At 61.9% G+C, this 25885-nt stretch carries 24 protein-coding genes; 4 read left to right on the forward strand and 20 right to left on the reverse strand.

The window, feature by feature from the left end:
- The first annotated feature begins 6 nt into the window (after nt 1-6).
- Nucleotides 7-906 carry a LysR family transcriptional regulator gene (locus BH683_RS25280; protein WP_084839062.1) on the forward strand — a complete coding sequence of 300 codons (900 nt, stop codon included), beginning with the start codon at nt 7-9 and terminating at the stop codon, nt 904-906.
- Between the two features lie 423 nt (nt 907-1329).
- Here BH683_RS25280 and BH683_RS25285 read toward each other — a convergent pair whose 3' ends face one another.
- The 4 genes from BH683_RS25285 to BH683_RS25300 all read right to left on the reverse strand — a co-directional run bounded on the left by BH683_RS25285 (nt 1330) and on the right by BH683_RS25300 (nt 5482).
- A complete protein-coding gene (locus BH683_RS25285) occupies nt 1330-1902 on the reverse strand; it encodes a response regulator transcription factor (protein WP_168187126.1) in 573 nt (190 codons plus the stop codon).
- A gap of 8 nt (nt 1903-1910) precedes the next feature.
- Nucleotides 1911-2990 carry a GAF domain-containing protein gene (locus tag BH683_RS25290; protein ID WP_143696129.1) on the reverse strand — a complete coding sequence of 360 codons (1080 nt, stop codon included), beginning with the start codon at nt 2988-2990 and terminating at the stop codon, nt 1911-1913.
- A gap of 111 nt (nt 2991-3101) precedes the next feature.
- Nucleotides 3102-3893 (reverse strand): TIGR03084 family metal-binding protein, encoded by a 792-nt coding sequence (locus BH683_RS25295; RefSeq protein WP_084839065.1) that lies wholly within the window; start codon nt 3891-3893, stop codon nt 3102-3104.
- A gap of 23 nt (nt 3894-3916) precedes the next feature.
- The gene (locus BH683_RS25300) at nt 3917-5482 is read right to left on the reverse strand and encodes an AMP-binding protein (protein WP_246833603.1); all 1566 of its coding nucleotides are present in this window, start codon (nt 5480-5482) and stop codon (nt 3917-3919) included.
- A 232-nt stretch (nt 5483-5714) separates the two neighbouring features.
- Between BH683_RS25300 and BH683_RS25305 the strand changes: the two genes are divergently transcribed.
- On the forward strand, nt 5715-7418 hold the full coding sequence (locus BH683_RS25305) for a CocE/NonD family hydrolase (protein WP_094647758.1): 1704 nt from the start codon (nt 5715-5717) through the stop codon (nt 7416-7418).
- A gap of 1141 nt (nt 7419-8559) precedes the next feature.
- Here the strand turns inward: BH683_RS25305 and BH683_RS25310 are convergent.
- On the reverse strand, nt 8560-9357 hold the full coding sequence (locus tag BH683_RS25310) for an enoyl-CoA hydratase/isomerase family protein (protein ID WP_246833591.1): 798 nt from the start codon (nt 9355-9357) through the stop codon (nt 8560-8562).
- A gap of 114 nt (nt 9358-9471) precedes the next feature.
- Here BH683_RS25310 and BH683_RS25315 point away from each other — a divergent pair, with 114 nt between their 5' ends.
- The gene (locus BH683_RS25315) at nt 9472-9840 is read left to right on the forward strand and encodes an EthD domain-containing protein (protein ID WP_084839245.1); all 369 of its coding nucleotides are present in this window, start codon (nt 9472-9474) and stop codon (nt 9838-9840) included.
- Here the strand turns inward: BH683_RS25315 and BH683_RS25320 are convergent.
- From BH683_RS25320 to BH683_RS25380, 13 genes are read right to left on the reverse strand one after another with little or no spacing between them, the layout of a single operon-like run.
- A complete protein-coding gene (locus BH683_RS25320; protein ID WP_084839246.1) occupies nt 9837-10811 on the reverse strand; it encodes an NADPH:quinone oxidoreductase family protein in 975 nt (324 codons plus the stop codon). The two genes, BH683_RS25315 and BH683_RS25320, sit on opposite strands and share 4 nt — an antisense overlap.
- A gap of 59 nt (nt 10812-10870) precedes the next feature.
- Nucleotides 10871-11626, reverse strand: coding sequence for an SDR family NAD(P)-dependent oxidoreductase (locus BH683_RS25325; RefSeq protein WP_084839067.1), 756 nt, complete (start codon nt 11624-11626; stop codon nt 10871-10873).
- The gene (locus BH683_RS25330) at nt 11619-12002 is read right to left on the reverse strand and encodes a DUF6285 domain-containing protein (protein ID WP_084839068.1); all 384 of its coding nucleotides are present in this window, start codon (nt 12000-12002) and stop codon (nt 11619-11621) included. The genes BH683_RS25325 and BH683_RS25330 overlap by 8 nt, the downstream gene beginning before the upstream one ends.
- The gene (locus BH683_RS25335) at nt 11995-12990 is read right to left on the reverse strand and encodes a phosphotransferase family protein (protein ID WP_094647760.1); all 996 of its coding nucleotides are present in this window, start codon (nt 12988-12990) and stop codon (nt 11995-11997) included. The genes BH683_RS25330 and BH683_RS25335 overlap by 8 nt, the downstream gene beginning before the upstream one ends.
- Nucleotides 12991-12994: 4 nt before the next feature.
- The gene (locus BH683_RS25340) at nt 12995-14176 is read right to left on the reverse strand and encodes an acyl-CoA dehydrogenase family protein (RefSeq protein WP_084839069.1); all 1182 of its coding nucleotides are present in this window, start codon (nt 14174-14176) and stop codon (nt 12995-12997) included.
- 52 nt (nt 14177-14228) lie between these two features.
- Nucleotides 14229-15005: an enoyl-CoA hydratase/isomerase family protein gene (locus BH683_RS25345; RefSeq protein WP_084839070.1), complete on the reverse strand. Its 777-nt coding sequence runs from the start codon at nt 15003-15005 to the stop codon at nt 14229-14231.
- Nucleotides 15006-15020: 15 nt separating this feature from the next.
- Nucleotides 15021-16235 carry a CoA transferase gene (locus BH683_RS25350; RefSeq protein WP_143696130.1) on the reverse strand — a complete coding sequence of 405 codons (1215 nt, stop codon included), beginning with the start codon at nt 16233-16235 and terminating at the stop codon, nt 15021-15023.
- On the reverse strand, nt 16232-17767 hold the full coding sequence (locus tag BH683_RS25355) for an AMP-binding protein (RefSeq protein WP_084839072.1): 1536 nt from the start codon (nt 17765-17767) through the stop codon (nt 16232-16234). Before BH683_RS25355 ends, BH683_RS25350 begins: the two co-directional genes overlap by 4 nt.
- 31 nt (nt 17768-17798) lie before the next feature.
- Nucleotides 17799-18491 carry an ABC transporter ATP-binding protein gene (locus BH683_RS25360; RefSeq protein ID WP_084839073.1) on the reverse strand — a complete coding sequence of 231 codons (693 nt, stop codon included), beginning with the start codon at nt 18489-18491 and terminating at the stop codon, nt 17799-17801.
- Nucleotides 18475-19311 carry an ATP-binding cassette domain-containing protein gene (locus BH683_RS25365; RefSeq protein WP_084839074.1) on the reverse strand — a complete coding sequence of 279 codons (837 nt, stop codon included), beginning with the start codon at nt 19309-19311 and terminating at the stop codon, nt 18475-18477. Before BH683_RS25365 ends, BH683_RS25360 begins: the two co-directional genes overlap by 17 nt.
- A complete protein-coding gene (locus BH683_RS25370) occupies nt 19308-20219 on the reverse strand; it encodes a branched-chain amino acid ABC transporter permease (RefSeq protein WP_084839075.1) in 912 nt (303 codons plus the stop codon). The genes BH683_RS25365 and BH683_RS25370 overlap by 4 nt, the downstream gene beginning before the upstream one ends.
- A gap of 4 nt (nt 20220-20223) precedes the next feature.
- The gene (locus BH683_RS25375; protein WP_168187128.1) at nt 20224-21111 is read right to left on the reverse strand and encodes a branched-chain amino acid ABC transporter permease; all 888 of its coding nucleotides are present in this window, start codon (nt 21109-21111) and stop codon (nt 20224-20226) included.
- Between the two features lie 34 nt (nt 21112-21145).
- Complete coding sequence (locus tag BH683_RS25380) at nt 21146-22429, reverse strand: ABC transporter substrate-binding protein (RefSeq protein ID WP_168187129.1); 1284 nt, start codon at nt 22427-22429, stop codon at nt 21146-21148.
- 120 nt (nt 22430-22549) lie between these two features.
- Between BH683_RS25380 and BH683_RS25385 the strand changes: the two genes are divergently transcribed.
- Nucleotides 22550-23242, forward strand: a complete 693-nt coding sequence (locus tag BH683_RS25385; protein WP_246833592.1) for a TetR/AcrR family transcriptional regulator — start codon at nt 22550-22552, stop codon at nt 23240-23242.
- An 865-nt stretch (nt 23243-24107) separates the two neighbouring features.
- Here BH683_RS25385 and BH683_RS25390 read toward each other — a convergent pair.
- Nucleotides 24108-24773 carry a GntR family transcriptional regulator gene (locus BH683_RS25390; protein WP_084839078.1) on the reverse strand — a complete coding sequence of 222 codons (666 nt, stop codon included), beginning with the start codon at nt 24771-24773 and terminating at the stop codon, nt 24108-24110.
- A 130-nt stretch (nt 24774-24903) separates the two neighbouring features.
- Nucleotides 24904-25797 carry a hydroxymethylglutaryl-CoA lyase gene (locus BH683_RS25395; protein ID WP_084839079.1) on the reverse strand — a complete coding sequence of 298 codons (894 nt, stop codon included), beginning with the start codon at nt 25795-25797 and terminating at the stop codon, nt 24904-24906.
- Nucleotides 25798-25885: the final 88 nt, after the last annotated feature.

Here is a 25885-nt window from a genome sequence, read left to right on the forward strand (position 1 = left end):
GGTTTGGTGCCTAGCGCTGACAATCTGCGATACCTGCTCGAACTGTCCCGATCGGGCCGGCTGGTCGAGGCTGGCCGGCGGCTCGGCGTTGATCACACCACCGTCAGCAGGCGGATATCGGCGTTGGAACGTGAGACAGGCGAGCGGCTGTTTGATCGACATATCTCAGGCTGGCAGCTCACCGTCGCCGGCCAACGTATGCTGCCGTACGCCGAGTCTGTGGAGGCAGCGATGGCAGCCGCATACGACACCACCAACAGCGCCACCCTGACTGGCGCTGTCCGGATTGTCGCCCCCGATGGATTCGGTGTGTATGTTCTGGCTCCCGCTCTATCAAGGCTTCGGGCGGCTCATCCGGGGCTGGTCATCGAGGTGGTGACCGCCACTAGTCAGGATCCCTTGACGGTTCGGGAGTTTGACGTGGCCATCACCCTGGTGAAACCGCAACGTCGCTCCAGCATCATCACCAAACTGGCCACCTACAGCCTGGGGCTATACGCCGCCGAAGACTATCTCGATGCCACCGGACACCCAGCGGACCTATCCGAGCTGGGCGAGTGCACCCTAATCTGGTACGTAGATGCATTACTCGATGTCGCACCCTTGCAACTCCTCGACCACTTGGGACCTGGTGTGGCTGCCCAGGTCCAGATGAACAACATCGCCGGACATCATCAGGCTGCACGGTCGGGTCTGGGCATCGCGCCGTTGCCTACCTATGTAGGTGATCCAGATCCCCGCCTAATCAGGATTCTGCCGCAACATTTCTCGGTCATTGGCCAGTACTGGCAGGTCGTTCCCCGCGATATCGCCCGATCCACCCGGGTGCGGGCGGTCGCTGGCATATTGGCGGACACGGTCGCCAATCACAATCATCTGACCGCTGAACCTGTTGCAACACAGTAATAATCGGCCGAGTGCATCAACTGCCTTGGCGAACTGGGTAGTCCTTACATCAAGTTCTGAGTTGTCGTGTACGAAGCTGATGTGGATTGGGCAGCTTCCTCGTGGAGAGTTATCACGCGGACGCTGCAGAGGCTACTCAGTGCCGTCGCGTCCCACGTTCGATTGCCTAAGCGCGAATGTATTAGATAGCTATACAGCATGTGCTGTTGAGGCAGGGTTGTGCGTCAACCGGCCCAAATTCCAGGTCGGATCTTCAAGCCCAGTGTCTTACTCGTACCTTCTGAGCTCGAAAGTCCAGGTCAGATATTAGAGTCTCCGCCCCAGCTGCAATCGCTGGTGGCGGCCGATCGTCGCCAGGCCAACCTGATCTCTGGCATCACCCGCTGGCTGGGGACTGACGTCGCGGCAACGAACATGCCGCATTCAGAGGAGGTTGAGACGGTAGGCAGCGACGATCGCCTCGGCGCGGTTGCGAACGTCCAATCGTTGCATTGCGTCCTGCCAATACGCTTTCACAGTGCTCGTCTGTAGTCCGAGTTCATCGGCGATCTCAGCATTCGTCATGCCCGTTGCCACCCGGTTCAGAATTTCTCGTTGCCTTGGCGTCAGCCGATCTTGTGTGGGTTCGTCTACCTGCAGACTGCCGTCACCTGCTGCCCTCATCGCCTCGCGCAACCGTGCGGGGGGTAGCTCCTTCGGGAGAGTGGCGATCGCACCGGCACGTCGCGCTTTGGTAATGTCCGGGTGGCCTGGGTGTGCGGTGAACAGCAGAATCTGAGAGGTCGGCGTTGCCAAGCGAATTGATGTAACCGCGGTCAGCACGTCAGTCCCGTGCAGGCGCACATCCAGGAGAATCACGGTGGGACGTGTGTGGCGCGCCACGGCAACCGCTTCCTGAAGGGTTGCCGCTGCCCCGACCAGGGAGAACTCCGGAGCGCCTTCGAGGATCTTTGCCACCCCGTGTTGGACAATAGGGTGGTCGTCAACGATGAACACGGAGATTGTCATGTGGGCAGGCGCGCCCTGATGGTGAAACCTGTTACGTCATCCTCGGTGAGCACGGCGATACTCCCACCGAGCCTCGTGATTCTGTCTTCTGCTCCGGTCAGACCAATACCCGGCACCAGACTGGCTGGGGCAGGTCCGTCGTTGGACACAGCGACGGTCACCTGGGTTGGGACAGAAGCGACCGTCACCGATGCGTGATGGGCGTTGGTATGACGCTCGACATTGGACAGGGCCACAGCTACGAATCGGGAAAGAGCTTGCACACGCGCGCCGTCGATAGGCGGTAGAGATCCAAGAAACACTGCAACGGATGTGATACCGGTGCGCCGTTCGAACTCGTCGACAACGCCCTGCACCTCCGCGTGTAGGTCTGCTGTTGCCTCACCATGCCATTGGCTGACCAGGGATCGGACCAGTCCACCGGCTTCGACCAACTCGCGTTGCAGATCCGCTATCTCGCGTTGGATTTCGATCGCTGCTGCCCTACGTTGCAGCTGATCAGTCCGGGCAGCAATGGAGAAGAGCATGGCACTGAGGCCGTCGTGGAGCTCCTCGCTGATCCGCCGCCGTTCAGCCAGGGCCGCAGCAGCGGCTTTGTCTCGGCTCCGCTTTGCGATCCCGAGCGCAAAGCTCGCCCTTTGTGCCAGATTTTCTATATTGCTGACCGTTTTGTCTGCGAAAGGCCCTGAGCTTCGGCGGCCGACGGTCAACACCCCTAGAATGTCCTTATCTAGGCTCAAAGGAGCGGCGATCATACGTTGCACGTGCTCGGACTCGATGATGTGGTCGAACTGATGGGTGATGGTCGGGGATCCGAAATAGTCGTCGACCCAATGAATGGTGGCGCGTTCGAAAACTCGCCCAGTCATGCCTTCGCCCGCCCCCACGTTCAATCGAATCAAGCCACCCGTCTCTTGCCCCAGCACCCGCTCCACAACGAGCCCGCCGGTTTGGTCGGGTAGAGCCACCCATGCGACCGCGCCAGAGTGACCATCACTTTCCAAGGCCTCGCGCAGCGTCGAGATGACAGCCGAATCCTCATCGAAGACTGTTCTGACGTCCAGTAGCGCCCCCATCACGGTCTCCAACGGCGGCCGGTCCGATTCCACCACAATGACCTTCTGTCGACACTGATCTCTAGGACCAGTGTGCGCGCTTTTGGACGAAGTTGGAAGCCTGGCGTCATGTCACCTGTCGGCAAGGCGCACCGGGTCGCGGCCAGGCGGCCCTGCGAAGGCTTGCACGACCTTGAGCCAATCCGCTGCATTTTCTCCCGTGGCTGAGACGTCCACGTCGTCACGATGCCTGCGGCGCGTCGCGAGTAGCGCGAAGTCATGACCCAGGCCGGTGACCCGTTCGGCCGCGTCTTCTGGTCCCCAGCACCAGATCTCGCCGCTGGGCCCGGCCAATTCGACTCGGATCTCGATGTCCGGGGCGCGCAGGCCACGGTTGGCATAGGCAAACGTCCTAGTCTTGACACCCAGGTGGCAAACATGTCGCGCCCGAGATGTCATCGGAATCTGCAGGCCCAGTGTTTCGCCTACATCGTGTCCATGAGCCCATGTTTCCATCAGCCGTGCGGTTGCCATCGTGGTCGGATTCATAGGGGGCCCGAACCATGGGATTTTCTGGCCGTCGGGTACCTCACGCAACGCAGTCTGGACGTCGGTGCGACCACGCCTCCACATGGCCAACAGGTTCTTCGGGGGTAGCAGTGCCAAAGACTTGGCCGTGGAGTTGATGAGTTCGTTGAGGTCTGCGATACCCCGCTCGCGAGTTCCCTCGAAACGTTCCGGAGCACATATGGCGTCGATCGATGTCAGGTCAGTCCAGTGCAGGTGGGCGATCTGGTGCATGGTGGTCCAGCCCTCGATCGTTGTGACCTTGTCCCAGTTCGAGACATCGACGCTGTCGATCCACTCGTCGAGCTGGGCATTCTCGGCCGCGAGATCGGCCAGAACAGCCTCACACCGGGTCATGGACCCTCCGGCTACCATAGTCTTCACGACAGAACGCTTGCCCGGAATTTTCTTCGCATGAGTTTCCCGCTTGACGTGGTCGGCAGGGAACTCACGAAGTGGAATGCGCGAGGAACCTTGTATGCGGCGAGGCGCTGGCGACAATAGTCCCGGAGGGCGTCAGCATCGGCTTGCTGACCAGGGGCGAGAACGATGTATGCGTGTGCCACTTCACCTTTGACCTCATCTGGCTCGGGTGCAACACCGACCAGCGCCACCGACTCGTGTCCGATGAGAACTCGCTCAACCTCTGAGGGGTAGACGTTGTATCCGCCGGTCAGAATGAGTTCCTTGAGTCGGTCAACGACGAAGAAGCGTCCATTGCCGTCGTGCGTGGCGACATCGCCTGTTCGCAACCATCCGTCGGCGTTGATCGCCTCGGCCGTTGCTTCGGGGTTGTTCAAGTAGCCCATCGTGACGATCGGTCCCCGCACCATTAGCTGGCCTCGCTGACCAATCGGGCAGTCCTCGTCTTCGTCCTCCAACGAAACCACTTTCACTTGCACTCCCGGGTACGCGACACCGATTGATCCGTGAATGTTGGGGCCGTGCACCGTGTGCGTGGTACCGAGGCCCGACACTTCCGTCATTCCCCACACCTCGATCAGCGGCGCAGCGGTCCTCTCCTCCCATTGGCCGATGAGGCTCTCGGCTATCGTCTGGCCTCCTACGGTGCTTCTGGTCAAGGTCGACAAATCCACATCGTCGATCGCGGGGCTGGCGAGCATCATGGCGTACATGGCGGGCACACCTTCGATCATCGTCCCCTTGTGACGCTGAATCGCGTGTAGGGCGTCGTCGGCGTCAAATCGCTCGAGCAATACGACCTTGCCGCCGGCCATGAAGGTCGAATTGATCACCACATTGCCGTAGACATGCGGCGCCGGTAAGGCCGTCACCACGACGTCGCGGCTTGTCCTTCCGTGCATGGTGGCGGTGTATGCGCAGTTGAGCACAAGTGATCGCTGTGATTGCATCGCGCCTTTGGGATGTCCGGTCGTGCCCGATGTATAGGCGATACACGCAACCGAGTCTGGGTCGACTGACGCAGGCTCCCTTTGGTGTTCGTCGTCGCTGACGTCAGTATCCAACAGACTCGTGACGCTGCCATCTCCCTTGTCAAAGGAGGCAATCAGCGCCAAGGTGGGTAGCGATCGCAGTACGCCCCCAACGGCGTGGAGACGCTCATCGGACAAGAGAATACCCTTGGCTTCTGAGTCTCGAAGAACATAACCAATTTCTTCGCCGGTGAGCATGACGTTCAACGGAACAACAGTCGCACCGATTCTGAGAATCCCGTGATATGCCGCGATCCACTCCCACCGATTCTGCGAGTACAGCGCAACCCGGTCCCCCGGGTGAATACCGGACGCCCGCAGAGCCTCTGCGACTCGGTATGCTTCGTGATTCAGCTCTGAGTAGGTGAGGGTACGACCAGCCGTCGCCAGCCCAATCGATTCTCCCCATCTGCGAGCAAGTCTCGGCAACAGTTGCCCAAGGCCATCAATTGGCGCGAGGTCACGGCGAAGTACTTTCGTGGTCGTGCCCATGCTGGGGCTCCATCTCTTTAGTCGGTTCCGCACCTGTTTTATCCCGGGTGCGATCTCTTCCACCACCACCAAATGGCGGTACCAAAATCAAGTGATAGGTGACACAGTCACCACACGGGTTGTCCAATGACCCCGCTCGCTGCGGGTACTGGCAGGTACAACCGACAGGCAGTGACGATCCCTACGGGCGCCTCGACAATCGGGTGCGTTCAGCCCCTCAGGAGGTACGAAAGTGACCAAGATAGTGGTCGAGTTCGACATGGCGGCCGTAATGCGAGACGGCACCGTGTTGCGGGCCGATATCTACCGGCCAGACCAGGAGGGACCGTGGCCGGTACTGTTGAGCCGCATGCCATATGGCAAAGGGGCCCCGTCCCTGCTCGCCATGCTCGAACCGACCGCCCTGGCCAAGCAAGGCTTCATCGTCGTGCTGCAAGACACCAGAGGCCGTTTCAGCTCCGATGGCGATTGGGAACCGTGGACTCACGAGGAACAGGACGGCTACGACTCAGTGCAGTGGGCGGCCACCCTCCCCGACTCGAACGGATCCGTCGGAATGTATGGGAGCAGCTACTTGGGCAATGCGCAGTGGATGGCCGCGCTGTCGCGACCACCTGCGCTCAAGGCGATTGCCCCACAGGTCACGTGGTCAGATCCTGACGACGGCCTATTCTCTCGCGGTGGTGCACTCGAGCTGGGCCTGTCCTTACCATGGTCCCTCGCCCAGGGGATCGACACCGTGATGCGTCGTCACGCCGCCGACGGCCCCGCAGTGGTCGGTGACGCGGTCGCCGCTCTGGTGAAGGATCTCGACGAGATCTGTACGACTGCCTACTGGGAGACACCGGCTGACCACCATCCGGCCTTCGTTCGTCATGACATCCGCGAGCTGGGTTTCGAGCACTCCCGCCGGGAACCCGGGTGGGCCGCGTCGTGTCGCGTCGCTGGGCGCTACCAGGAGGTAGAGGTACCTAGTCTGATCATAGCGGGGTGGTGGGACTGCTTCGGCCAGGGGTCGCTCGACAACTTCACAGAGGCTCGCGCCGCCGGCCGGCCGGCAAACCTGATCGTCGGGCCGTGGCCCCATCCGGGCCCCTACTCGCAAGTCGGCGACACCAACTTCGGCCTCGGCGCAAGTGGTGATCTCATGGGGTTCCGTGGACGACTGATCGACATTCAATCTCGATGGCTTCGGCAGTGGTTGGCACCTGACGCCGTCGACGCCGAACCCCCAGCCGTACAGGGTGCGTTACCTCCGGTTCTCCTATTCGTGATGGGAAGCAACCAGTGGCGCGAGGAAAGCGAGTGGCCACTCGCACGTGCCGTGGAAACGTCCTGGTTTCTGCGCGCCGACGGTCGACTGACCCAGGACTCGCCGCTCGAAGATGAAGGAAGTAGCCACTATTCGTACAACCCCCACAACCCGGTCCCCACCACCGGTGGTTCGATTCTCATGTCCAGCGAGTTTCGGGCAGGACCTATGGATCAGGCGGTCGTCGAGGCACGTCCTGATGTCACGGTCTTCACCAGTGAGCAACTGACTGCCGACCTCGAAGTAACTGGCCGCGTTCGCGCAACTCTTCATGCGGTGACCGATGCGGAAACAACCGACTGGGTTGTACGCCTGTGTGATGTCGACCCGACAGGCACATCCACCAACGTCGTCGATGGCATTCTCCGAGTGGACACTCGGCCGGACGAGTACATGGAACACATCATCGACCTGTGGTCGACAAGTTACGTGTTCCGAGCTGGGCATCGCGTTCGCGTCCAGGTCACTTCGAGTAATTTCCCAAGATGGGACAGAAATACGAATGCACGCGCGTCCGATGGAACAGCGGATCAGATGACTACGGCTGCACAGGGAATCGGCCACGACGCTGTGCGCCGCTCTTTCATCGTCCTGCCGATCATCCCTGACGTGACCGAAGCGTGAGAAACAGCCGGCGATAGTGTCGGCTGTTCCCGCCAGATCGATGTCGCCGAACCGCGTGCGTCTGCTGCCTCGGACATACCTCCCATCGCCTGACACCTCCACCTCCACCTCCACCGCCTCCCGCCGAGCGGCCTGATCTGGTCGTGGGTAGTCCAATCGCTGGCGAGGATGCGGTGGCCGTCAGCAACGTGGGCTCGGCGCCGGCCACCAATGTGGTGCTGTTGGTGTTAGGTGTCCCGCCGAGCCTTACTGGGCAGTACACCATCGCTATCGTCCCTGCTGGTCGCTCAGTCGCAGTCGATCTCGGACCCGTCCGTCCGCCTTCACTGTTCTTGAGTGGATTCGTATGGTCAGCTCAGCAAGATGCGAAGTACGACAACAATATTCGGGTGGATATCTATTCCTGACCCCAGGTCAGTCGGCCGCAATCGTTCGTAGCGTCTGCCGCGTAGTGCGACGGGTGGCTGCGCGACCGTGGGCGAACCTACTGTCTATACAACCGTGGGCGAATCTACTTTCCGCACAACCGAAGTGGGGCGTGCCCCGATTGCAGGGGACGAGGGCGTGTGGCTGCGAGGACATTAGGCCACGCAGCGGCGAGATCGGTGGCGGCCGTCCGGTCGAGGAACCTGCAGACGCGGGCGAGGCGGCAGTGAAGCATCACCTAGCTGCCGTGCCTGATCTGTCGGGTGAACAGAACCTGGTGTAGGGGCGACTGGGGCGGAGTTGCACTCATTGCCGCGATCCTGCCCACAGTTGTGGTGGTGCTGACCGTGATGGTCGGGGTGCGACCGCTTTGAAATCTCGGCTGCCGCTCGTCCGCGGCCGCCGATAATCGGTAACTATGTCAGTTCGAGTCCAGGCTGGACATCCCCTACGAGGAATGCGTCGGCGCATTTGCGGCGAGCTGTCACGGCGAGACGGTGGAGAAGTACGCGCGATGGCCGCGCAAGTAACCGCTACGCATTCTGCCGGGGGTCGCGAAGCTTTGGTGGTTCGGAACGCCGCGAGCGCGAAGACTCGCGCGGGCGTCGACCGCGGGACGCTCGAAGTCTATTGCGCGCTGTACCTGCCAAATCAGCACGAAGAGCGCCCCGGTGTTTACTATCGATGACTTGTCTGCGGCCCCTTGCTTCGAAAGTCAACGAAATGTATAAACAGGCGCCCGCTTGGACAGAAACGCCCTCTGCGCTTCGTCGCAATCTTGCGTCAAAGCCGTCAACACTTGTTGCCGGTTCTCGAATGCGACGGTTGATCGCATATCGGTGCTCTCGACCGCGTGCCACATCCCTTCCTTGGTCAGTTGCACCGAGAACGGGGGATTGAGCATGATTTCAGCGGCCTTGGAATAGGCCGCTGAAAGAAGTTGGTCGGGCTCCACGATGGCGGTCACCAGCCCGATCCGTAGTGCTTCTTCCGTGCCGCAGCGGCGTCCTGTCAGCATGAGTTCGTGAGCTCGCCCCGCGCCGACGATTCGGGGGAGGAGCCAGGAGACGCCGACGTCGCAGCCTGAGTATCCGGCTCTGATGAACGACGCCGCAAAGATCGAAGATTTTGCCGCGATCCGGATGTCGCTGGCGCACGCGAATGCCAGGCCTGCACCTGCTGCTGCACCATTGATCGCCGCAATGACCGGAACCTCCAGCTCGTGTAGCTGCACAAAAAGATCGGCGATGCTCTCCTGTCTTACGAGGTAGTTGATCGGCGACGGCTCCCCGATCTGGTCCTCATCCCCGTATCCGCCCAGATCGATGCCGGCACAGAATGCGCGGCCCGCGCCGGTCAGCACGACCACTCGGCAGTTGCGGTCGACTCTGACGACCGCCAACGCGGCCTTGAACTCTTCGACAAAATCGCGGTTGAGGGTGTTGAGTTTTTCCGGACGATTCAGGGTCAGCAGACGGACTCCGGGCATTGGCTCTGAAAGGTTCACCAGCACTGAATCAGCCTTTCTGTGTAAATCGAGAAATTTTCGCGTCGGTATCGATGGTTAGCACCGAGGGCGGTTCTCGGCTAGCGTCGAGTGAAACGTCGCTTTAAAGGAGTATTCATCATGAGCGTGCATTTAATTTTCTGCGTTAAGCGCTTGGAAACAATTTCACAAGAGAAATTTCTTGACTACTGGCACAATGTTCACGGACCGCTTGTCCGGGAACGGGCAGAGGTACTAGGGATCCTTCGTTACGAACAGGCCCATCCCGTGCCCGGGAATCCAGCAGGTCCTATCGCGCAATTGCGCGGCGCTCCGGATCCGTTCGACGGCGTCGCATCACTGTGGTTCGAATCTCTGGAGCAGTTTCAGGCCGGCGGCTCGACGCCGGAAGGACGGCGAGCCGCCGGTGAGCTCCTGGAGGACGAGAAGCGATTCATCGATCTGGAGAAGTCGCCACTCTGGTTGGCAGACGACCGGGTTGTTGTCTAACTTTCGCGGATACTCAGCATGAGGTTGCCGGTCGCTCGGCGCTCCGCCATGGAGTGCAGAGCATCGGTGGCGTTCTCCAGGGTGTACGTCTGACCGACGATGGGCACGAGCCGCCCGGTTGCCATCAGATTGGACAGCTCGAACCACTGGTCGCGGAGATAGGTCGGACGAGGCGTCCAGAACGCACCCCAGCCGACGCCGACGACGTCCAGATTGTTGAGGAGCAGCCTGTTGACCTTCACCGTCGGGATGTCGCCGCCGGTGAACCCGATCACGAGCAATCGTCCTTCAGGCGCGAGGCTGCGAAGACTGTCGGTGAAGCGATCTCCGCCGACGGGGTCCACGACGATGTCGACGCCGCGTCCCCCGGTGAGTTCGCGTGCCCTGTCTTTGAATCCCTCCACCGGGATGACTTCGTCTGCGCCGGCTGCGCGTACCGCGTCGACTTTGTCGGGACTCGAAACGACCGCGATGACCCGCGCCCCCAGAGCGGAGGCGATCTGCACGCTCGCCGTGCCGATGCCACCGGCCGCGCCGTGAACGAGCACCGTCTCGCCGGCGCCCAGGCGTCCGCGTCGGACGAGCGCGAAGTACATGGTCGTGTAGTTGAACGGAACCGCGGTGCCCTCTGTGATTGTTCGCTCGGCGGGAATGGCGAAGGTCATTCCGACGTCTGCGACCGCCTTCTCTGCCCACCCACCGGTCGAAGTGATGGCCGTGACCCGGTCGCCCACGGCAAAGTCCGAACCGACGGGCGCAGACGTCACGACACCGCCCACCACGCCGCCCAGAATGAACGGTAGTTCCGGCTTCAACTGGTATTTGCCTTGCGTGAGTAGCAGATCCGGGTATGTCACCTGAGATGAATGGACGTCGATGCCCACCTGCGATCCGGTGGGCACCGGGTCGGGAACTTCGCCATACTCCACCGCATCCGGACCGCCGAGAGTTCTGAGTATTGCTGCCTTCACCTGTTTCTCCTTCTTGCTAATGATTTCGTGAGACATTCAGTCGAGCAAGACTGTTGAAGTCAGAAGATGCTGTAGCCGCCGTCGACGACGACTTCGGTGCCGGTGTGCGCGGCGTGTCGGGGGTCGGCTAGAAACGCCGCGAGGTCGCCGAACTCCGAAGGCTGGATCCATCGACGAATAGGGGTCCTCGTGGTGGTCGCGTCGAGGAACTTCTCGCTTTCTCGAGCTCCCGCTGTCATTTCCGTCTCGACCCAACCGGGCAGCACCATGTTGCATCGGATCCGGTAGCGGGCCAGTTCGACTGACAGCGTTCGGCCCAGTGCCAGCACCCCTGCCTTCGAGGTCGCATACGCCGACTGGCTGGGTGCCCCTAAGCGGGCGGCGAGGGAAGACACGATGATCATCGCGCCGGGGTGTCCGCTCTCCACCATGTGGCGGGCCACGGCTCTGGTGGTCAAGAACGTCCCGTCGAGGTTTGTCTGCAACACGTCTCGCCAGACCGCGAGCGAAGTTTCCAAGAAGGGAACTGGCTGCGCGACTCCGGCATTGGCGACGAGACCGTCGACGTGACCGACGAGATCGAGGGTCGTTATCATCGCGGTGTCGACGGCGGCTTCGTCACGGACGTCGCAGGTGACCGCGTACGCCTCGATTCCCGAGGCGGCGAGCCGAGAGATCGCCTGCTCACTGCGGCTTGCGTCGCGAGCCCAGACAACGATCCGCGCTCCCGCCTTGCCGATGCCTTCGGCCATGCCGAGACCGATTCCGCCGTTGCCGCCGGTGACGACGACGTTGAGGCCACTGAGATCAGTCATCGGACGGTGCCGCCGAGCGCTCCACGTAGCGAGGGCTGTCGACCGTCAGACGTCGCTCCGCGTCGTCTTTCAACACGGCGACCAGGTCAGGCCCAATAGCCTGCTCGCCGGACCGGATCGACTGTGCGAGTTCTGCATCGGTCCGGTATCCGAGTTCGGCCAGCGCCTGCCGATGCTCATGCCCCACCTCCGTTTCGTTCCCGAGTTGTCGTCCCACGATCTCCAGCGCGTTGATCGCAGTCCGGAGCTCGAAAGCCTGATCGGCACCGACATCGTTGCGAACGGCTCGTAAGAATTCCCCCACCGCGTCGATCAGTTCGACCGCGGACGGTCCGGTGAAGAGGTCATCGTGCTCGGTCAAAGAGCCGTCAGGCATATTGCACCATCCGGAGAACGTCGTATTCCATCTCTGTTCCCAGCCGCCCGAGGGCGGCCAACCCGACCGACCGGTGCTCGCCACTCAAATGGACTCGGGCCTGTTCGAGGCACATGACGCCCCAGGACACACTCGAGTACAAAATCCACCACCGCAGCTCGGTGCGGTCGACGTCGCCGTTCCACGGGCGATACGCGTCGAGGAGCTCATCGATCTCGCCGATACCACCCACAGGTGCGGCCTGTCCCCAGCGCCACGGCCGGGCACACAACCAGCCCAGGTCTTGGATCGGATTGCCGAGGCGGGCGAGCTCCCAGTCCAGGACCGCGACAATGCCGTTCTCGTCCACGATCAGATTTCCGTTGCGGAAGTCCCCGTGAACGAGGGTCGGGGAGCGCTGCGGTGGACGATTCTCGCGCAGCCACCGCAGCGCGACCTCGAACGACGGCCGGGACTGCCCGGTACCGTCGAGCATCTCTAGCACAGCATCGAGCGGGTCCGGGTTCGGCAGATCGGGCAGGTCCCCGACGGGCAGACTGTGGATTCTGCCGAGAATCTCTCCGCACTGCCGCGCGAAACCCGCACGTGCGGTAGCGAATCTCTCATCTCGGACGATGCGGCGCGGGATGGTCTCACCATCGACGCGAGCGGTGATCAGGTACCCCGCTCCGATCGGACCGCCGTCGGAGTCGGCGGCGATCACTGCCGGAACCGGCACACCCGCGGTGGCCGCCGAAGACAGGAGAGCAGCCTCGTGCTCCATGTCTCCGCGTCCGAGCCCGCGGCGACGTTCCCGCTGCAGGACCAGTCCCCGAAGCTCACCGCCGACGGTCACGTCGATCGCCCACGACAATCGCGATGCGCCCACAGACAGTCGCTGCATGTTCAACACCACGACCTCGTCGTCGGGCCACACCTGTCGGAGTGTCTGCTCGACCGCGCCATCGCCCAGCCCGCCGTCCACCACAGGCACCGCTGTCGCCGTCACTCGATCACGCCCACGGGGCAAGCGACGTGTCCTTGAGGAGACGGCGCGCAACCGACATGCGGTGCACCTCGTCCGGCCCGTCGTACACCCGGCCGTACCGGGCTTCGCGATACATCCGCTCGAGCGGGGTGTCACTGGTCAGTCCCATGGCGCCGTGGACTTGGATGGCACGATCGATCACGTTGTGGAGCATCTGTGCGCCGTGAAACTTGATGAGCGCGATCTCGATTCGGGCGTCGTCACCGGAGTCGAGCTTGCGGGCCGCATCCAGAGTCATGAGCCGATGCCCCTGAATCTCGGCCGCAGACTCGGCGATGTACCGCTGGATCTCTCCTTTCTCCGACAGCATCGAACCGTGTGCGTAGCGGCTGTTCGCGCGTTCGCACATGAGGTCGAAAGCGCGCTGGGCCTGACCGAGCCAGCGCATGCAGTGAAAGATCCGTCCGGGGCCCAACCGCTTCTGCGCGATCACGAAGCCTTCGCCGCGGCCACCGAGTAAGTTCCCTGCCGGCACCCGTGCCTCCTGGATGCGGATCTCGCAGTGCCCGCCGCCCACATGCCCCATCGTCGGCACCACACGCTCGATCCGGTAGCCCGGAGTGTCGGTGGGCACGATGATCGAGGAGAATCGGCGATGTTTCGATTCCGCCTCCGGGTCGGTCTCGGCGAAAATCGTGGTGAACGCCGCATTGTTGGCGCCGCTGGTGAACCACTTGTGTGCGTTGATGACGATTTCGTCGTCCTCGAAGCGCGCTTTGGACTGCATCAGTGTGGGGTCCGACCCGGCGACCTCGGGCTCGGTGAGTCCCACGGAGGGGAAGATCTCGCCGCGCACCATCGGCAGCAGCCAGCGATCCTTCTGCTCTTCGGTCCCGTAGAGGTGAAGCATGTGACAGTCCTGCATCGACGCGGAACCAACGGCAAACTGTCCCAGTTCCGATCGGCCGATGACCTCATTGAGGTAGACGAAGTCCATGAACGACACTCCGCCGCCGCCGATTTCGGCTGGGTGGCCCAGGGCCCACAGCCCCTCTTTTTTTGCAGATTCTCGCAACCGGTCCAGGACAGGCGCGTGCCAGTATCCGGTCTCTTCCTGCTCCTCGAAGAAGGTCGCCTCAGCCGGGATGACCTCCTCGTCGATGAAGGTCCGCAACCTTTGGCGGAGTTCCCGGAGTTCTTCGTTCATGATCGATACCTCTCAGATGAAATAGGCGAGTAAATAGCGCAGCTCACGTGCTTTAGTGACCGACGAAGATCGGCGACCTGCGCTCCAGAATCGCGGTGGCGCCCTCGCGGAAGTCGTCGGTGGCGTACGTCGCGGCGGCACCGTCGACTTCCAGACCCGGGTTCTCCGGCGGGAACGAGTACGCCCGCTCGAGAGCCTCTTTGGTGATCCGGACGGACACCGGAGCACGACCGGCAAGTGACGTCACCAGCTTCTCCACGGCGCCTGACAGTTCCTCAGCGGGAACGACTTCCGTGATGAGGCCGAGGGCTGCGGCTGCCGGCGCCTTGAGGAGACGGCCGGTGAAGATGATCTCCTTCGCGCGGCCGATACCGATGAAGCGCGACAATCGCTGCGACGGTGCGATGAACCCGACGTGGATCTCGGGCCAGCCGACTCGGATCGTGTCGGCTGCGAGCCGGAAGTCGCACGCAATCGCGATCTCTGCGGCGTTGCCGATACAGGCGCTGCCGCGCAGGACCGCGACGGTGAGGAACGGCAGCGTCTCGATGGCCCGGAACAGGGCGTACTCCGTCTCGACGTAGTCGAGGTACGTCTCATCGCTCATGTCGAGCATTGATTGCAGGTCGGCGCCGCCGCTAAAGGTGTTGTCAGCACCTTCGATCACAAGGACTCGGACCGTATCGTTCTTCGCGAGTTTGTCGACGTGCGCGGCCATTTCTTTGAGCATCGGCAGTGTGAAGACGTTGGCCGGATGCTCACTGCGAAAGGTCAATCGAGCGATGTTGTCCGATTCTTCGAGAGTGATCGAGTGCGGGAAATCAGTCATGGGTGCGAGCACCTTTCAATTGGAGGTGTAGATGGTTCCGGCGGCGTAGAGCTCATCGAGCTCACTCTGCGGAAGTCGGAGTAGTTCAGTCAGCACCTGCGAGGTGTGCTCACCGATGTGGGGTGGCGGGGACTGTGGGCGTACGTCGGCGCCGGAGATCACGTACGGGGCGCTCTGCACGAGCTTCTCGCCGGTGCCGCCACCCATGTCCACCGGCGCAAGTGTTCCGCGCTCGATCAGGTGGGGGTCGGATACGTTCTCGGCCACGGACCTGATCCGGGCGGCAGGCAGCCCGGCCGCACTCAGCGCTGCGACGAGGTCATCGGCAGTGCCGAACCGCAGCGCCCAGTTGTCAAGGATTTCGTAGAGTTCCTCGCGATTGGCGATGCGCGACTCGATGTCGACGAACCTTGGGTCGTCCGCCAGTTCGGGTCGGCCGATCAGTGCCGCGAGGGTGCCCCACGGGCCGTCGCCGACTGCCGAAAATGTAACGGCTGCACCGCTGTTTGTCGTGAGAACGCCTGATGGCACGGTCTGTGGATGTTTGCTCCCGTACCGGCCGTACTCGCGCTCACCGCCGGTGAACACCGCCTGCCCGACCGCTTGATCGATCATCGCGAACAGCGCGTCGAACGACGAGATGTCGACATGGCTGCCCTGGCCGGTCTGTTCTCTTTGGTAGAGCGCGGAGCCGATCGCGGCCACCGCGTGCACGGCGGCGTTCATGTCGCCGAGCGGGGTGCCGAAGTGCGTGAACGGTCCGCCGTCGTTGCCGGTCAAGGACATCAGTCCCGAGTACGCCTCCGCGACCATTCCGTGCCCGGACATCTGCGAGTACGGTCCCGTCGAGCCGAAGAGTCCGATCGAGCACAGGACGATGCGCGAATTGCGTTCTTGCAGTGCCGAGTATCCGAGGCCGAGCCGGTCAAGTGTGCCTGGGCGGAAGTTCTCGACGACGAGATCAGACTGCTCGGCCAGTTGCAGCGCCAGTTCGAGTCCGGCGGGACTTTTCAGGTCGATGCCGACCGATCGCTTGCCGACGTTGTACTGGGCGAACGCGGTGCTCAAGTCGGTTCCATATCCGATCGGCAGCCGGCGCATGATGTCCCCGGCCCGGGATTCGATGCGGATGACGTCCGCTCCGAGATCGGACAGGAGGCGGGTGCAGAAAGGCCCGGCGATCACCTGGCTGAGATCGAGGACGCGCAGTCCGCTGTATCCACCGGTCATGACGCCGACACTCCCGACCACTGGCGTCGCAGCTCGCCTTTGAGCACTTTGCCTGCTCCGCTACGGGGAAGGATGTCGACGAAGTGCACGGCCTTGGGCACTTTGAACCCCGCGAGCCGTTCACGGACGTAGGCCGTCAGATCGGCCACATCCGGGACCGGATCGCCCTCGACCATCCGGACGAAGGCGACCACGCGCTCTTCGTACAGCGGGTCCGGTAGTCCCACGACGGCGACCTCGCCGACGCCGGGGAAGGTTGCGATGACGTCTTCGACCTCGCGTGGATACACGTTTTCGCCACCGGAGATGATCAGATCCTTCACCCGGTCCACCATCGAGAAGTAGCCGTCGGCGTCGCGTCGCATCAGGTCGCCGGTCTTGAGCCAACCGCCTTCGGCGAAAGCGTCCGCGGTCAGATCCGGTCGACCGAGATAGCCGGTCATCACCGAGTCCGACCGCACCCACAGCTCGCCGACCTCGTCGACCTCCGAATCCACTCCGTCGGCTCTGACCACGCGGACCTCCGTGCCGGCAGTCGGGAGTCCCAACGAACCGAAGTGGTCCAGGAAAGCTTGGCCGCGCAGTGCGAGCGTGTGGGGAGCGGACTCCGTCGACCCGTAACCCTGCACCAGTTCCGCGCCGGGGAAGTTCCGCGCAATCGCTTCCAACAGCGTGGGCGTCGCCGAACTGCCGCCGACGTAGACTCCGCGCACTGCCGAGGTGTCGACGCCGGCCAGGTGCCCCGACTCGAACAGCAGCGAATAGTGAGCCGGAACGCCGACGATGTAGGTGACCCCGGCACCGAGGGCGGAGGCCATCTCGAGCGGATCGAACTTTTTCAGGATAGTCACCCTGGCGCCTTGCAGGATCAGCTGGTTCGGCACGGCGGCGCCGCCGATGTGAAACTGCGGGAGGATCCCCAGCAAATGGTCGTCCCGGTGGAGGTGGTAGCCCAGTGCTGCAAAGGCGCTGTCTAGTACTCGTGCTCGCTGGGTGCGCATCACACCCTTCGCTTGTCCGGTGGTGCCGCTCGTGAACACGATTTCGTGAATGCGGTCCTCGTCATTCTCGATGGGAGGCGGCTGATCACTCGCTCCCGAGCGCGAGAAATCCTCCCAGTTTTCCCACTGCCCGTTGGCGACTCCGCCGCGGACGAAGCGCAGCCCCGCCCGGCCCGGCCATGCATCCTCGATCGTCGACACGAACGAGTCGCCTGCGACGACGATGGCAGGCTCGAGCAGGTCCAGTAGCGGCGTCAGCTCGTGCGGGCGCAGCCACGCATTGAGCGACGAGAACGTCAGTCCCGCCTTGGCGGTCGCGTAGTAGGCCACCAGGAAGTCAGCGGAATTGTGGTCCAACCACACCAGCCGGTCTCCGGGCCGCAGGCCGGCCGCATAGAAGGCGTTGGCGAGCGCATTCGTCGTCCTGTCCAGCTCGGTGTACGTGATATCGAGACCATTTTCGGACGTCAGCGCGATTCGAGTGCCGTATGCCGACGCATTTCGCCGCAGTACATCTACGTGACTGAGCATGAGTCCACAACCTTCCTAGCTTCGTGATCTGTTAATTCGCATAAGACGCCAGGACCTCGGCCTCGAGGTCTTTCGCAGGTCCCGCCACGGCGACCTCGCCGCGCGAGAGGACGACGATGTCCTGCACCAACCGCAATGCGAGCGCGGCGTTCTGCTCTACGAGAAGGACGGCGGTGCCTGCCGCGTGCACCTTGCGCAGACCGTTGAGGACGTCGTTGGCCACGGTCGGCGCCAGTCCCATCGACGGTTCATCGATGGCGATGAGCCGTGGGTTCGACATCAAGCCTCGGGCGATGGCCAACATCTGCTGCTCGCCGCCGGACAACCGACCGGAGGCGATCTTCAACCGCCGACGCAGTGACGGGAACAACTCGAGCATCTCCTCGACACGATCCGCCACTCCTTGGCGTCCGACGCTGTAGGCGCCCATCAGCAGGTTCTCGTACACGCTGAGCGGCGCGATGACGTCGCGTCCTTCGGGCACATGCACGAGTCCCGACCGAACCACTTTGTACGCCGGTCTCCCGGTGATGTCATCCTCGCCCCACGTGACAGATCCACCCGTGGGCTTGATCTGTCCCGAGATTGCCCGCAGCAGCGAGGTCTTTCCAGCGCCGTTGGGCCCCAGGACTGCAACCGATCCGCCGTCCGGAATCGACATGCTCACCCCTCGAAGCGCCCGAATCTTCCCGTAACTCACGTTGAGGTCAGTTACCCGCAACATCGGAACCCCTCTCTTCGTGCGATTCGTCGGCTGCCGCGTCGTCGAGTGCGACACCGAGGTAGGCGGTCTTGACCGCGTCGAGTTCCCACACCCGATCCGCGCTGTCGCGGCCGATCAGTTCACCCCAGTTGAGGACGAGGACCTCCTCGCAGATGTCGGTCACCAGTCGAACGTTGTGCTCGACGAGCAGCACTGTGCTGCCACGATCGCGCAACGCGGTGATGATGGCTCCGATATCTTTCGACTCGTCGCCCGTCATGCCTGCGGTCGGCTCGTCCAGGATCAGGGTGCTCGGCTCGGTCGCCAGAGCACGAGCAATCTCAACTCGACGCCGGACGCCGTAGGGCAGACCTACGACAGGTGTTGATGACAATCTGGACAGTTCGAGCTCTTCCAGAAGACCTTCGATGATCTCTCGTTCGCGGGCAGCATGAGCCCGCCTCGCGCTGAGGCTGAGCGATGTGTTCCGTGCCGGAAGGTGTCGACCGATCCGCACATTCTCGTAAACGGTCTCGTCTTCCAGGAGCAACAGATTCTGGTAGGTACGGGCTACACCGGATCGGGCCACGGTGTGCGGCCGAGCGCCGGTCAGATCATGACCTGCGATCTTCACTGTTCCACTCGTCGGTTTGATGAACCCGGTGATGAGGTTCAGCAACGTCGTCTTGCCTGCACCGTTCGGCCCGATCACGCCGACGATGCTGCCCTGCGGAACGTCGAAGGTGACGTCGTTGACTGCGACGACACCGCCGAATCGGCGAGTGAGATTCGCGATCTCCAGCGCACTGGTAGCGGCCGCTTCCTGGCTCTCGATGGTCATAATTTAGCCACCGCCACGTGCTCCTCCTCGCGCGCCTTCGGGGGTTGTCCGCTTCCCGGTCCCGGCCGGATCAGATCTGGGACTCTTCGCAACCATCTGATCGTGCGTCGGTCGACGATCCCTTCCGGCAGAAGAAGCATCACGATGATCAGAAGCCCGCCGTACAACAGGCCTTCGACCAACGGCCCGGTCTCGCCGAGGTTGAGTCGGACAAGGCCCATGACGACCGCTGCGATGACAGCGCCTGACCAGTGGAACGCACCGCCGATCATCGCCATCGCCAAGAGTTCCACCAGCAGCCTGAAGTTGAACTGGGTCGGGCTGATGGTGACGGTCCGGAAGGCATCGAGCGCCCCTGCAAGACCGGCGATCACGCCGCTCGCGGTAAACGCCCAGGCCCTGTACGCAGCGGTAGGGACACCGACACCCGCCGCGACACGGTCATCGAGTCGCATGGAACGCAAGGCCCGCCCGATCCTGGACTGATGTAACAGCTGCAAGATCACACAGCACACGATCAATACTACGACGATGGTTGTCAGGTCGACTTCGGTCGGTATCCCGACGATTCCCTGGTTACCGCCCGTGAAGTCGATGTTGGCGATGATGAGAACGCAAACCTGACCGACAGCGAAACTGCCCAGGGCCAAATAGATTCCACGCAACCGCAGAACCAATCGACTGAAGATCATCGCGATCGCGCCCGCCCCCAGCGCTCCGGCGAGGACGCAGACCACGACCGGCAGTCCTGCCTTCATGTTCAGCAGGGAGGCGATGTAGGCGCCATTGGCGGCGAACCCGACAGTGGCGAGCGAAAGAACGCCGCATTGGAACACGACGAACATGCTCAGCACCAGCAAAACGTTGATGAGCAGACTACCGCCTACAAATTGTGAATAGGCATCCATCCAATTAAACACGCTGTTCCTCCGATTGCCCAAAGAGTCCAGACGGACGCACCACGAGAATAAGAATGATCGCGATATAACCGACCGCTTCACTGAATTCGTTTGCGATGTACGCCGTCGTATACACCTGAGCCAGTCCCAAGAGCAGACCGCCGATCATCGCTCCGTATACCGAACCCATTCCCCCTATGACGATCACCGCAAAGGCGATCACGAGCAAGGGGTCGCCGGTGGAATACGACAGCGTGGCGGTGGCCGCCGAAATGCAGATGCCGGCCACTGCCGCGAGCGCGCCGGAAATGAATACCGACAGTGCGAAGATCGTAGAGCTTCGCACACCGAGAAGGGCTGCCGTGTCTTCCGACCAGGAGACCGTCCGAGTGGCGCGCCCAGACTTGGTGTACTGCAGCCATATACCGAGGACGGCCATCATGAAGATGCCGATTGCGAGGGACATCAGAACCAGCTCGGGGATCTCTAGGGAGCCGATGGACACCGATCCCCGGGGGAACTTCTCGGCGGGAAAGGCTTCGATCTGAGAATCGGTGTAGGACTGCACAATCGACATCAAAAGGTATGACACACCGATCGTAGCCACGACCATCGCAAACTCTGATGATCGCTTATGTCGCATGTACGCGAGAACCGTACTGTCGACCACGACCGCGAGCAGGCCGCCGACGATCATTCCGATGACCATCGACAACCACGTCGGAACTCCCGCTTGCAGGCAGTAGAAGCAGGCGAACGCGCCCCACGTGATGAATTGTCCGAAAGCGAAGTTCAATACGCGAAGAACTCCCCAGATCAGTGCTACTCCCAATCCCAGCAGCGCATACGAGGCGCCTAAGGAGATGCCGTTTATTGTTTGCTGCAGCACGTCAACCTCCAATCGGTGAATCGTGGACGGCCAATCACTGAATTGCTCATTGTTGGCAGGCTGGAGTTTCCGGGGTCCACACTTCTGGCTTTCCACTGCGGATCTGCATGGTGACGCCCTGATAGGTAGGTTGCCCGTCTTCGGCCCACTTGTAGTCGCCGAGGGCACCCTGGAACGCGTCTAAGTTGTGTAGTGCGTCCCGAACCTTCTCGCCGTTGACCGTTCCGGCCTGTTTGATCGCGGTCGCGACGCCCCAGACCGCGTCCCGGCCAAGGGCGTTGAACATGTCGGGATCCTCGTTGTTCGCCGTCTTCCAGTTCTTCACGAACTGCGGGTTGATGCCAGCCTGACTCTCGGTGAACCACGCCTGGGTGAAGAGACCGCACTCGGCCCCTTGGAGGGCTGTGGGACTTGCCAGCGTTTGTTTCGAGGCAAGCGCATTGTCACCGAGGATTTGCGTCTTGAGCCCCGATGCCGCGATTTGGCTAAGCACCTGCGGTACCTGTCCGGTGTCCACATTGATCACGAGGAGATCCGGGTTCGCGGACTTGATCGCTGTCAACTGCGCGCTGATGTCAGTGGTCGTTGCCGTGAGGGTCTCGGTTCCCACGGTCTTGACACCGAGCGACTCCAAAAGCTTTGAGCGCGTTTCGAACTGCCCTGATGTCGTGACCGTGTCACTTCCATACAGGTACGCCGCGGTTTTGGCTCCAGTGGCCTTGACGTACAGAGGGTCGCCGTTCTCAAAAAGATGCGTGTAGTCCAGCAGCTCGCGGAACATGTAGTCGCCCACATCCGTGACGCCTGCGCCAGACAGTCCGACCGCCATGACGGGTATGCCGGCCTCCTGTGCGGTCGGGGCCGCGGCAAGGAATGAGTCCGTAAGCGTGTATCCGACGATCGCAGTGACCGGATCCTGCGTGGTCAGCTGAATGGTGCGCGAAACTGCCTCGGTCTTGTTGGCCTTCGTATCGTAGAAAACGCCCTCGAGCTTGGATTCTCCGAGGTACCCGCTGTTGTTGATCTCGTCAATGGCGAACTTCACGCCCGCCTCTTCGCCGGTGCCGACTCCGGTGATCGCGGAGCTTCCGGTCAGGTCGAGGGGGACGCCGATCCGGATTGTCGACGGCATGCCGTCGGTGGTTGAGGGACCGCTGGCGCCGCTTCCGCACGCCGCGAGGCCGCCCACCATCAGGGCCGCCGCCGCGATGGCGGCCCCCTTCGTAGCTAGTGTCCGATTTGAGTTCATTTGGTGGACCAACCCTTTCGCATCAAACGCACGAGATACGTGTCGCAGGTAACGCTTCGAATCGGACGTGATGATCGCCACACGTCGATGGTTCATAAGATCAAAAGTCGATCTCGATGTCAACATCATCTTTCGCTAGCTTTTGATCCCAGTTTGGGGATAAGTTGAAGGAAGTAGCCACAGCTGCGGAGGGAGGCTCGGGTGCGGCCAACAGCCGACGAATTAGCAGTTCAGGGTAGTGATGAGGCGGCTCCGACGCTGTCGGAAGCGCCTTCGAAGTCAGCTCGCACCAAACGGGGGATCCGGACTCGAAATGCGCTCATCGCCGGCGCTGTAGTCGTGTTTGCCCGGGACGGATTTCTCGAGGCCAGGATTCGCGACATCTGCTCAGAGGCAAAAACTGCGTACGGCACCTTCTACACGTACTTCCAATCCAAAGAGGAAATCTTCCAGGAAGTCATAATGGGCGTCCAGCAGGACATGACCACGAACGACCTGATGCCGACAGCCCGAAGCGATGCACCGTGGGACCTCATCGAGGCGTCGAACAGGCAGTACCTGCACTCGTATCGGCGCAACGCAAAACTCATGGCGACCCTCGAGCAGGTCGCCACATTCAATGAGGACATCCGGCAGATGCGAATTGGCTTGCGTAGCAAGTTCACCGATCGGAACAAGCGGGCAATTATGCGATGGCAGGATCAGGGAATCGCCGATCCGGACATCGACCCGTACTACGCGGCCAACGCGCTGGGCACCATGGTGGACCGGTTTGCCTACACCTGGTTTGTCCTCGGACAGGAGTTCGAGGAGGAACTAGCTGTCGCCACGCTCACCCGTTTATGGGTTCAATCGCTCGGCATTACGCACGAGCACCACTCGTCGAGTTCGTAGCCTGACCGCGACGCCGCGCAGGTGTGGAGGATCTATGATCCGGAGTAGTCGACGTGGTGTCCCCGGATCGCGCTAGTTCGGCTGCGGGTCTAATCGCCGCTAGCTTCACACAAGCTGGGGTTGGTCTTTAGTCGCGAGACCTGTTCCAGGGCAGAGCGGATCGTCGGTGCGAAGCTTCGAGAGATGGCTGAAGTTTCTGTTAGACGAAGAAGAATTCCGGGCAGTCTGAGAGGTTTCGACTCGTCGCTCCGGGTCATTCCACGATCGCCCGGTAAGGAAGCACCTGTGCCCGACCGCCAGCGCACTTGGGTATTTGGCCGGCCGGCGCCGATATCGGTAACTATGTCGGCTCGACGTGGACGTCGGGGACAGCGCTAGATCTGGAGGATGGCCTCGTGCGATGTGTCCCAGTGTTTAACGCTCTGCTCGCCGCCGCCAGTTCTCGTCGAGCGATCATTCTGGGTTGTTTGAGAACTCCCGCCGGCCATACCGCAAGTCAGACTCGGCCGGCTTACGGCAGATGTGATCACCCCACAAGAGTTGGGCTGTGGGCTGAATGTCATTTGGATAATCAAACTCTCGGGGTGCTCGTCTCCACTACCGGGCCTGACGACGATGTCAGCGATACGCTCGATCCGCTTCCAACGGGCGGCGTTGAACGCCTCATCTACTTCTGGGAAAGGGTTGTCGTTTCGGTGGCTCAAGGTGGCTGGGTGGTTGGACCAGACTTCCACGTTCGTACAGTTTTTCGGGAAGTCTCGAGTTGTTTAGGCCCGTATGAAACTTGTTCCCATAGTAATCCGGAACTGCCGATAGTTCGAAAGCGTTCGACGGTTCCTCGTGCCCTTGGAGCGATCCATCCGCGTCACTGGAGGTCGGCGGTGGCGCTGCCATTGCCGAGCAGGGTGAATTTCGCGGCGAGGACGTGTGCGCGCAGAACAGATCCGGCCCATACTCCGTCCCCTGCCCGCAATGCAGAGACGATTTCTCGGTGATGCATTGAGCTGCGGTGCATGTCGGCCTCTTGATACAGGTGGAACGTTCGGACGATGAGCGGGACACCGACGACTCCGTGCAGCATGGCGACCAGTCGGACGCTCCCCGAAGCTTCGCGGATGATCTCGTGAAACTCGTTGTTAAGGCGTGAGTAGTGGTCGCGGGCGGGGATGTTCGATTCGCTGCCGATTTCTTCCATGTGATCGCATAGGCCGTCGAGCGCGACCAGATCGCTTGGGGTGATTAGGCTCGCGGCCCGATCACCGGCTAGGGCTTCCAGCGCCGAGCGTAGGTCGTAGATTTCGCGCAGGTCGTCGGCGGTCCAACCCGTAACGCGGGCCCCTCGGTGTGGGAGGACTTCGACCAAGCCCTCGGCTTCGAGGCGGCGAAGGGCCTCTCGGACGGGGGTTCGGCTGCTGTTCAGGTCGCGCGCCAGTTCCGCTTCGACAATTCGGGCTCCCGCTTGCAACGTCCCGTTGAGGATCTGCAGGCGGATGACGTCGTAGGCGCGGTCCGCCGATTTGGTGCTCGTCATCGGAGTCCTATCGATTGAGGCTAGGTGCCTGCGTATCGGGGATTCTATGCTGCTTCAGCTGCGAAAATTTCGCCTCCGGCGGGCGTCGTGGCGATGAAACTCCCGGATCACCAAAGTCGCCTGCACCCGTTCACATGTCGGGACTAGGAAAAGGTCCGGCCCGGCCGAGCAGCGCGGGTGTTGAGTAACCCCAGTCGGACAACTGGCGGGTGATCGCGATTGCCGCGTCGACGTCGACTCCGGTCGCGATCCCCGAGCGCTCGAGGATCCAAGCCAGATCTTCAGTAGCGATGTTGCCGGTGGCGTTGGGGGCGAAGGGGCAGCCGCCGAGGCCGCCGAAGCTGCTGTCGAGCTGGGTGACACCAGCGTCGACGGCAGCCAGCGCGTTCGCGTAGCCGGTATTGCGGGTGTTGTGGAAGTGGGCGCGCAGCGGCGTAGTGCCGGCGATGAGGTGCAGTTGCCCGAATAGTGCGGTGGTTTGCTTGGGGACGCCGCAGCCGATGGTGTCGGCGAGGGCGAGCTCGTCGGCCCCGAATTCCAGGCCGGCGGCGGCGAGTTCTATGACTGCTGTGGGCGCGATTTCACCTTCGAAAGGACAGCCGAAGGCGGCGCCCACCAGGAACGTCGTCTTGATCCCATTTTCGCGGCACAGGGCGGAGACCTCCGTCCATTCTGCGAGGCTCTCGGCTCGGCTGCAGCCCTGGTTGCGCCTGTTGAATGTCTCGCTGGCAAGTATCACGAAGGTGATCTCGTCTACCTGACTGGCCACAGCCCGCTCAGCGCCTCGGCGGTTTAGCACCAGGCCGTTGACGCGAAGCCCCGGAATATGGGTACCGCGTACGACTTCTTCGGCGTCTGCCATCTGAGGCACTCGACCGGGGTGAACGAACGCCGTCGCTTCAATGCGGCCAATGCCGGCTGCTGCCGCCGATCTGATCAATGCGAGCTTGTGCTCGGTAGGCAGATACAGCGACTCGTTTTGCAGTCCGTCACGCGGGCTGACTTCCACGATCGACACCCCCATCTTTCGGCTTCCTCTCCTGGATACGACGCCCTTGACCTCGCGGCGCGATAGACAGATTGTGCACCATCTGTAGGTCGGATGCGGCGCA

This window comes from Williamsia sp. 1138 (genome assembly GCF_002095435.2).
Lineage (GTDB): Bacteria > Actinomycetota > Actinomycetes > Mycobacteriales > Mycobacteriaceae > Williamsia.

What these genes read in the sequence shown, in the direction of transcription:
- BH683_RS25390 (WP_084839078.1), bottom strand. Translation starts at nt 24,773, where the DNA reads ATGACGAGCACCAAATCGGCGGACCGCGCCTACGACGTCATCCGCCTG.
- BH683_RS25325 (WP_084839067.1), bottom strand. Translation starts at nt 11,626, where the DNA reads ATGACTGATCTCAGTGGCCTCAACGTCGTCGTCACCGGCGGCAACGGC.
- BH683_RS25365 (WP_084839074.1), bottom strand. Translation starts at nt 19,311, where the DNA reads ATGACCATCGAGAGCCAGGAAGCGGCCGCTACCAGTGCGCTGGAGATC.
- BH683_RS25360 (WP_084839073.1), bottom strand. Translation starts at nt 18,491, where the DNA reads ATGTTGCGGGTAACTGACCTCAACGTGAGTTACGGGAAGATTCGGGCG.
- BH683_RS25315 (WP_084839245.1), top strand. Translation starts at nt 9,472, where the DNA reads ATGAGCGTGCATTTAATTTTCTGCGTTAAGCGCTTGGAAACAATTTCA.
- BH683_RS25295 (WP_084839065.1), bottom strand. Translation starts at nt 3,893, where the DNA reads ATGACCCGGTGTGAGGCTGTTCTGGCCGATCTCGCGGCCGAGAATGCC.
- BH683_RS25355 (WP_084839072.1), bottom strand. Translation starts at nt 17,767, where the DNA reads ATGCTCAGTCACGTAGATGTACTGCGGCGAAATGCGTCGGCATACGGC.
- BH683_RS25330 (WP_084839068.1), bottom strand. Translation starts at nt 12,002, where the DNA reads ATGCCTGACGGCTCTTTGACCGAGCACGATGACCTCTTCACCGGACCG.
- BH683_RS25290 (WP_143696129.1), bottom strand. Translation starts at nt 2,990, where the DNA reads ATGGGGGCGCTACTGGACGTCAGAACAGTCTTCGATGAGGATTCGGCT.
- BH683_RS25340 (WP_084839069.1), bottom strand. Translation starts at nt 14,176, where the DNA reads ATGAACGAAGAACTCCGGGAACTCCGCCAAAGGTTGCGGACCTTCATC.
- BH683_RS25395 (WP_084839079.1), bottom strand. Translation starts at nt 25,797, where the DNA reads ATGGGGGTGTCGATCGTGGAAGTCAGCCCGCGTGACGGACTGCAAAAC.
- BH683_RS25345 (WP_084839070.1), bottom strand. Translation starts at nt 15,005, where the DNA reads ATGACTGATTTCCCGCACTCGATCACTCTCGAAGAATCGGACAACATC.
- BH683_RS25350 (WP_143696130.1), bottom strand. Translation starts at nt 16,235, where the DNA reads ATGACCGGTGGATACAGCGGACTGCGCGTCCTCGATCTCAGCCAGGTG.
- BH683_RS25370 (WP_084839075.1), bottom strand. Translation starts at nt 20,219, where the DNA reads ATGGATGCCTATTCACAATTTGTAGGCGGTAGTCTGCTCATCAACGTT.
- BH683_RS25300 (WP_246833603.1), bottom strand. Translation starts at nt 5,482, where the DNA reads ATGGGCACGACCACGAAAGTACTTCGCCGTGACCTCGCGCCAATTGAT.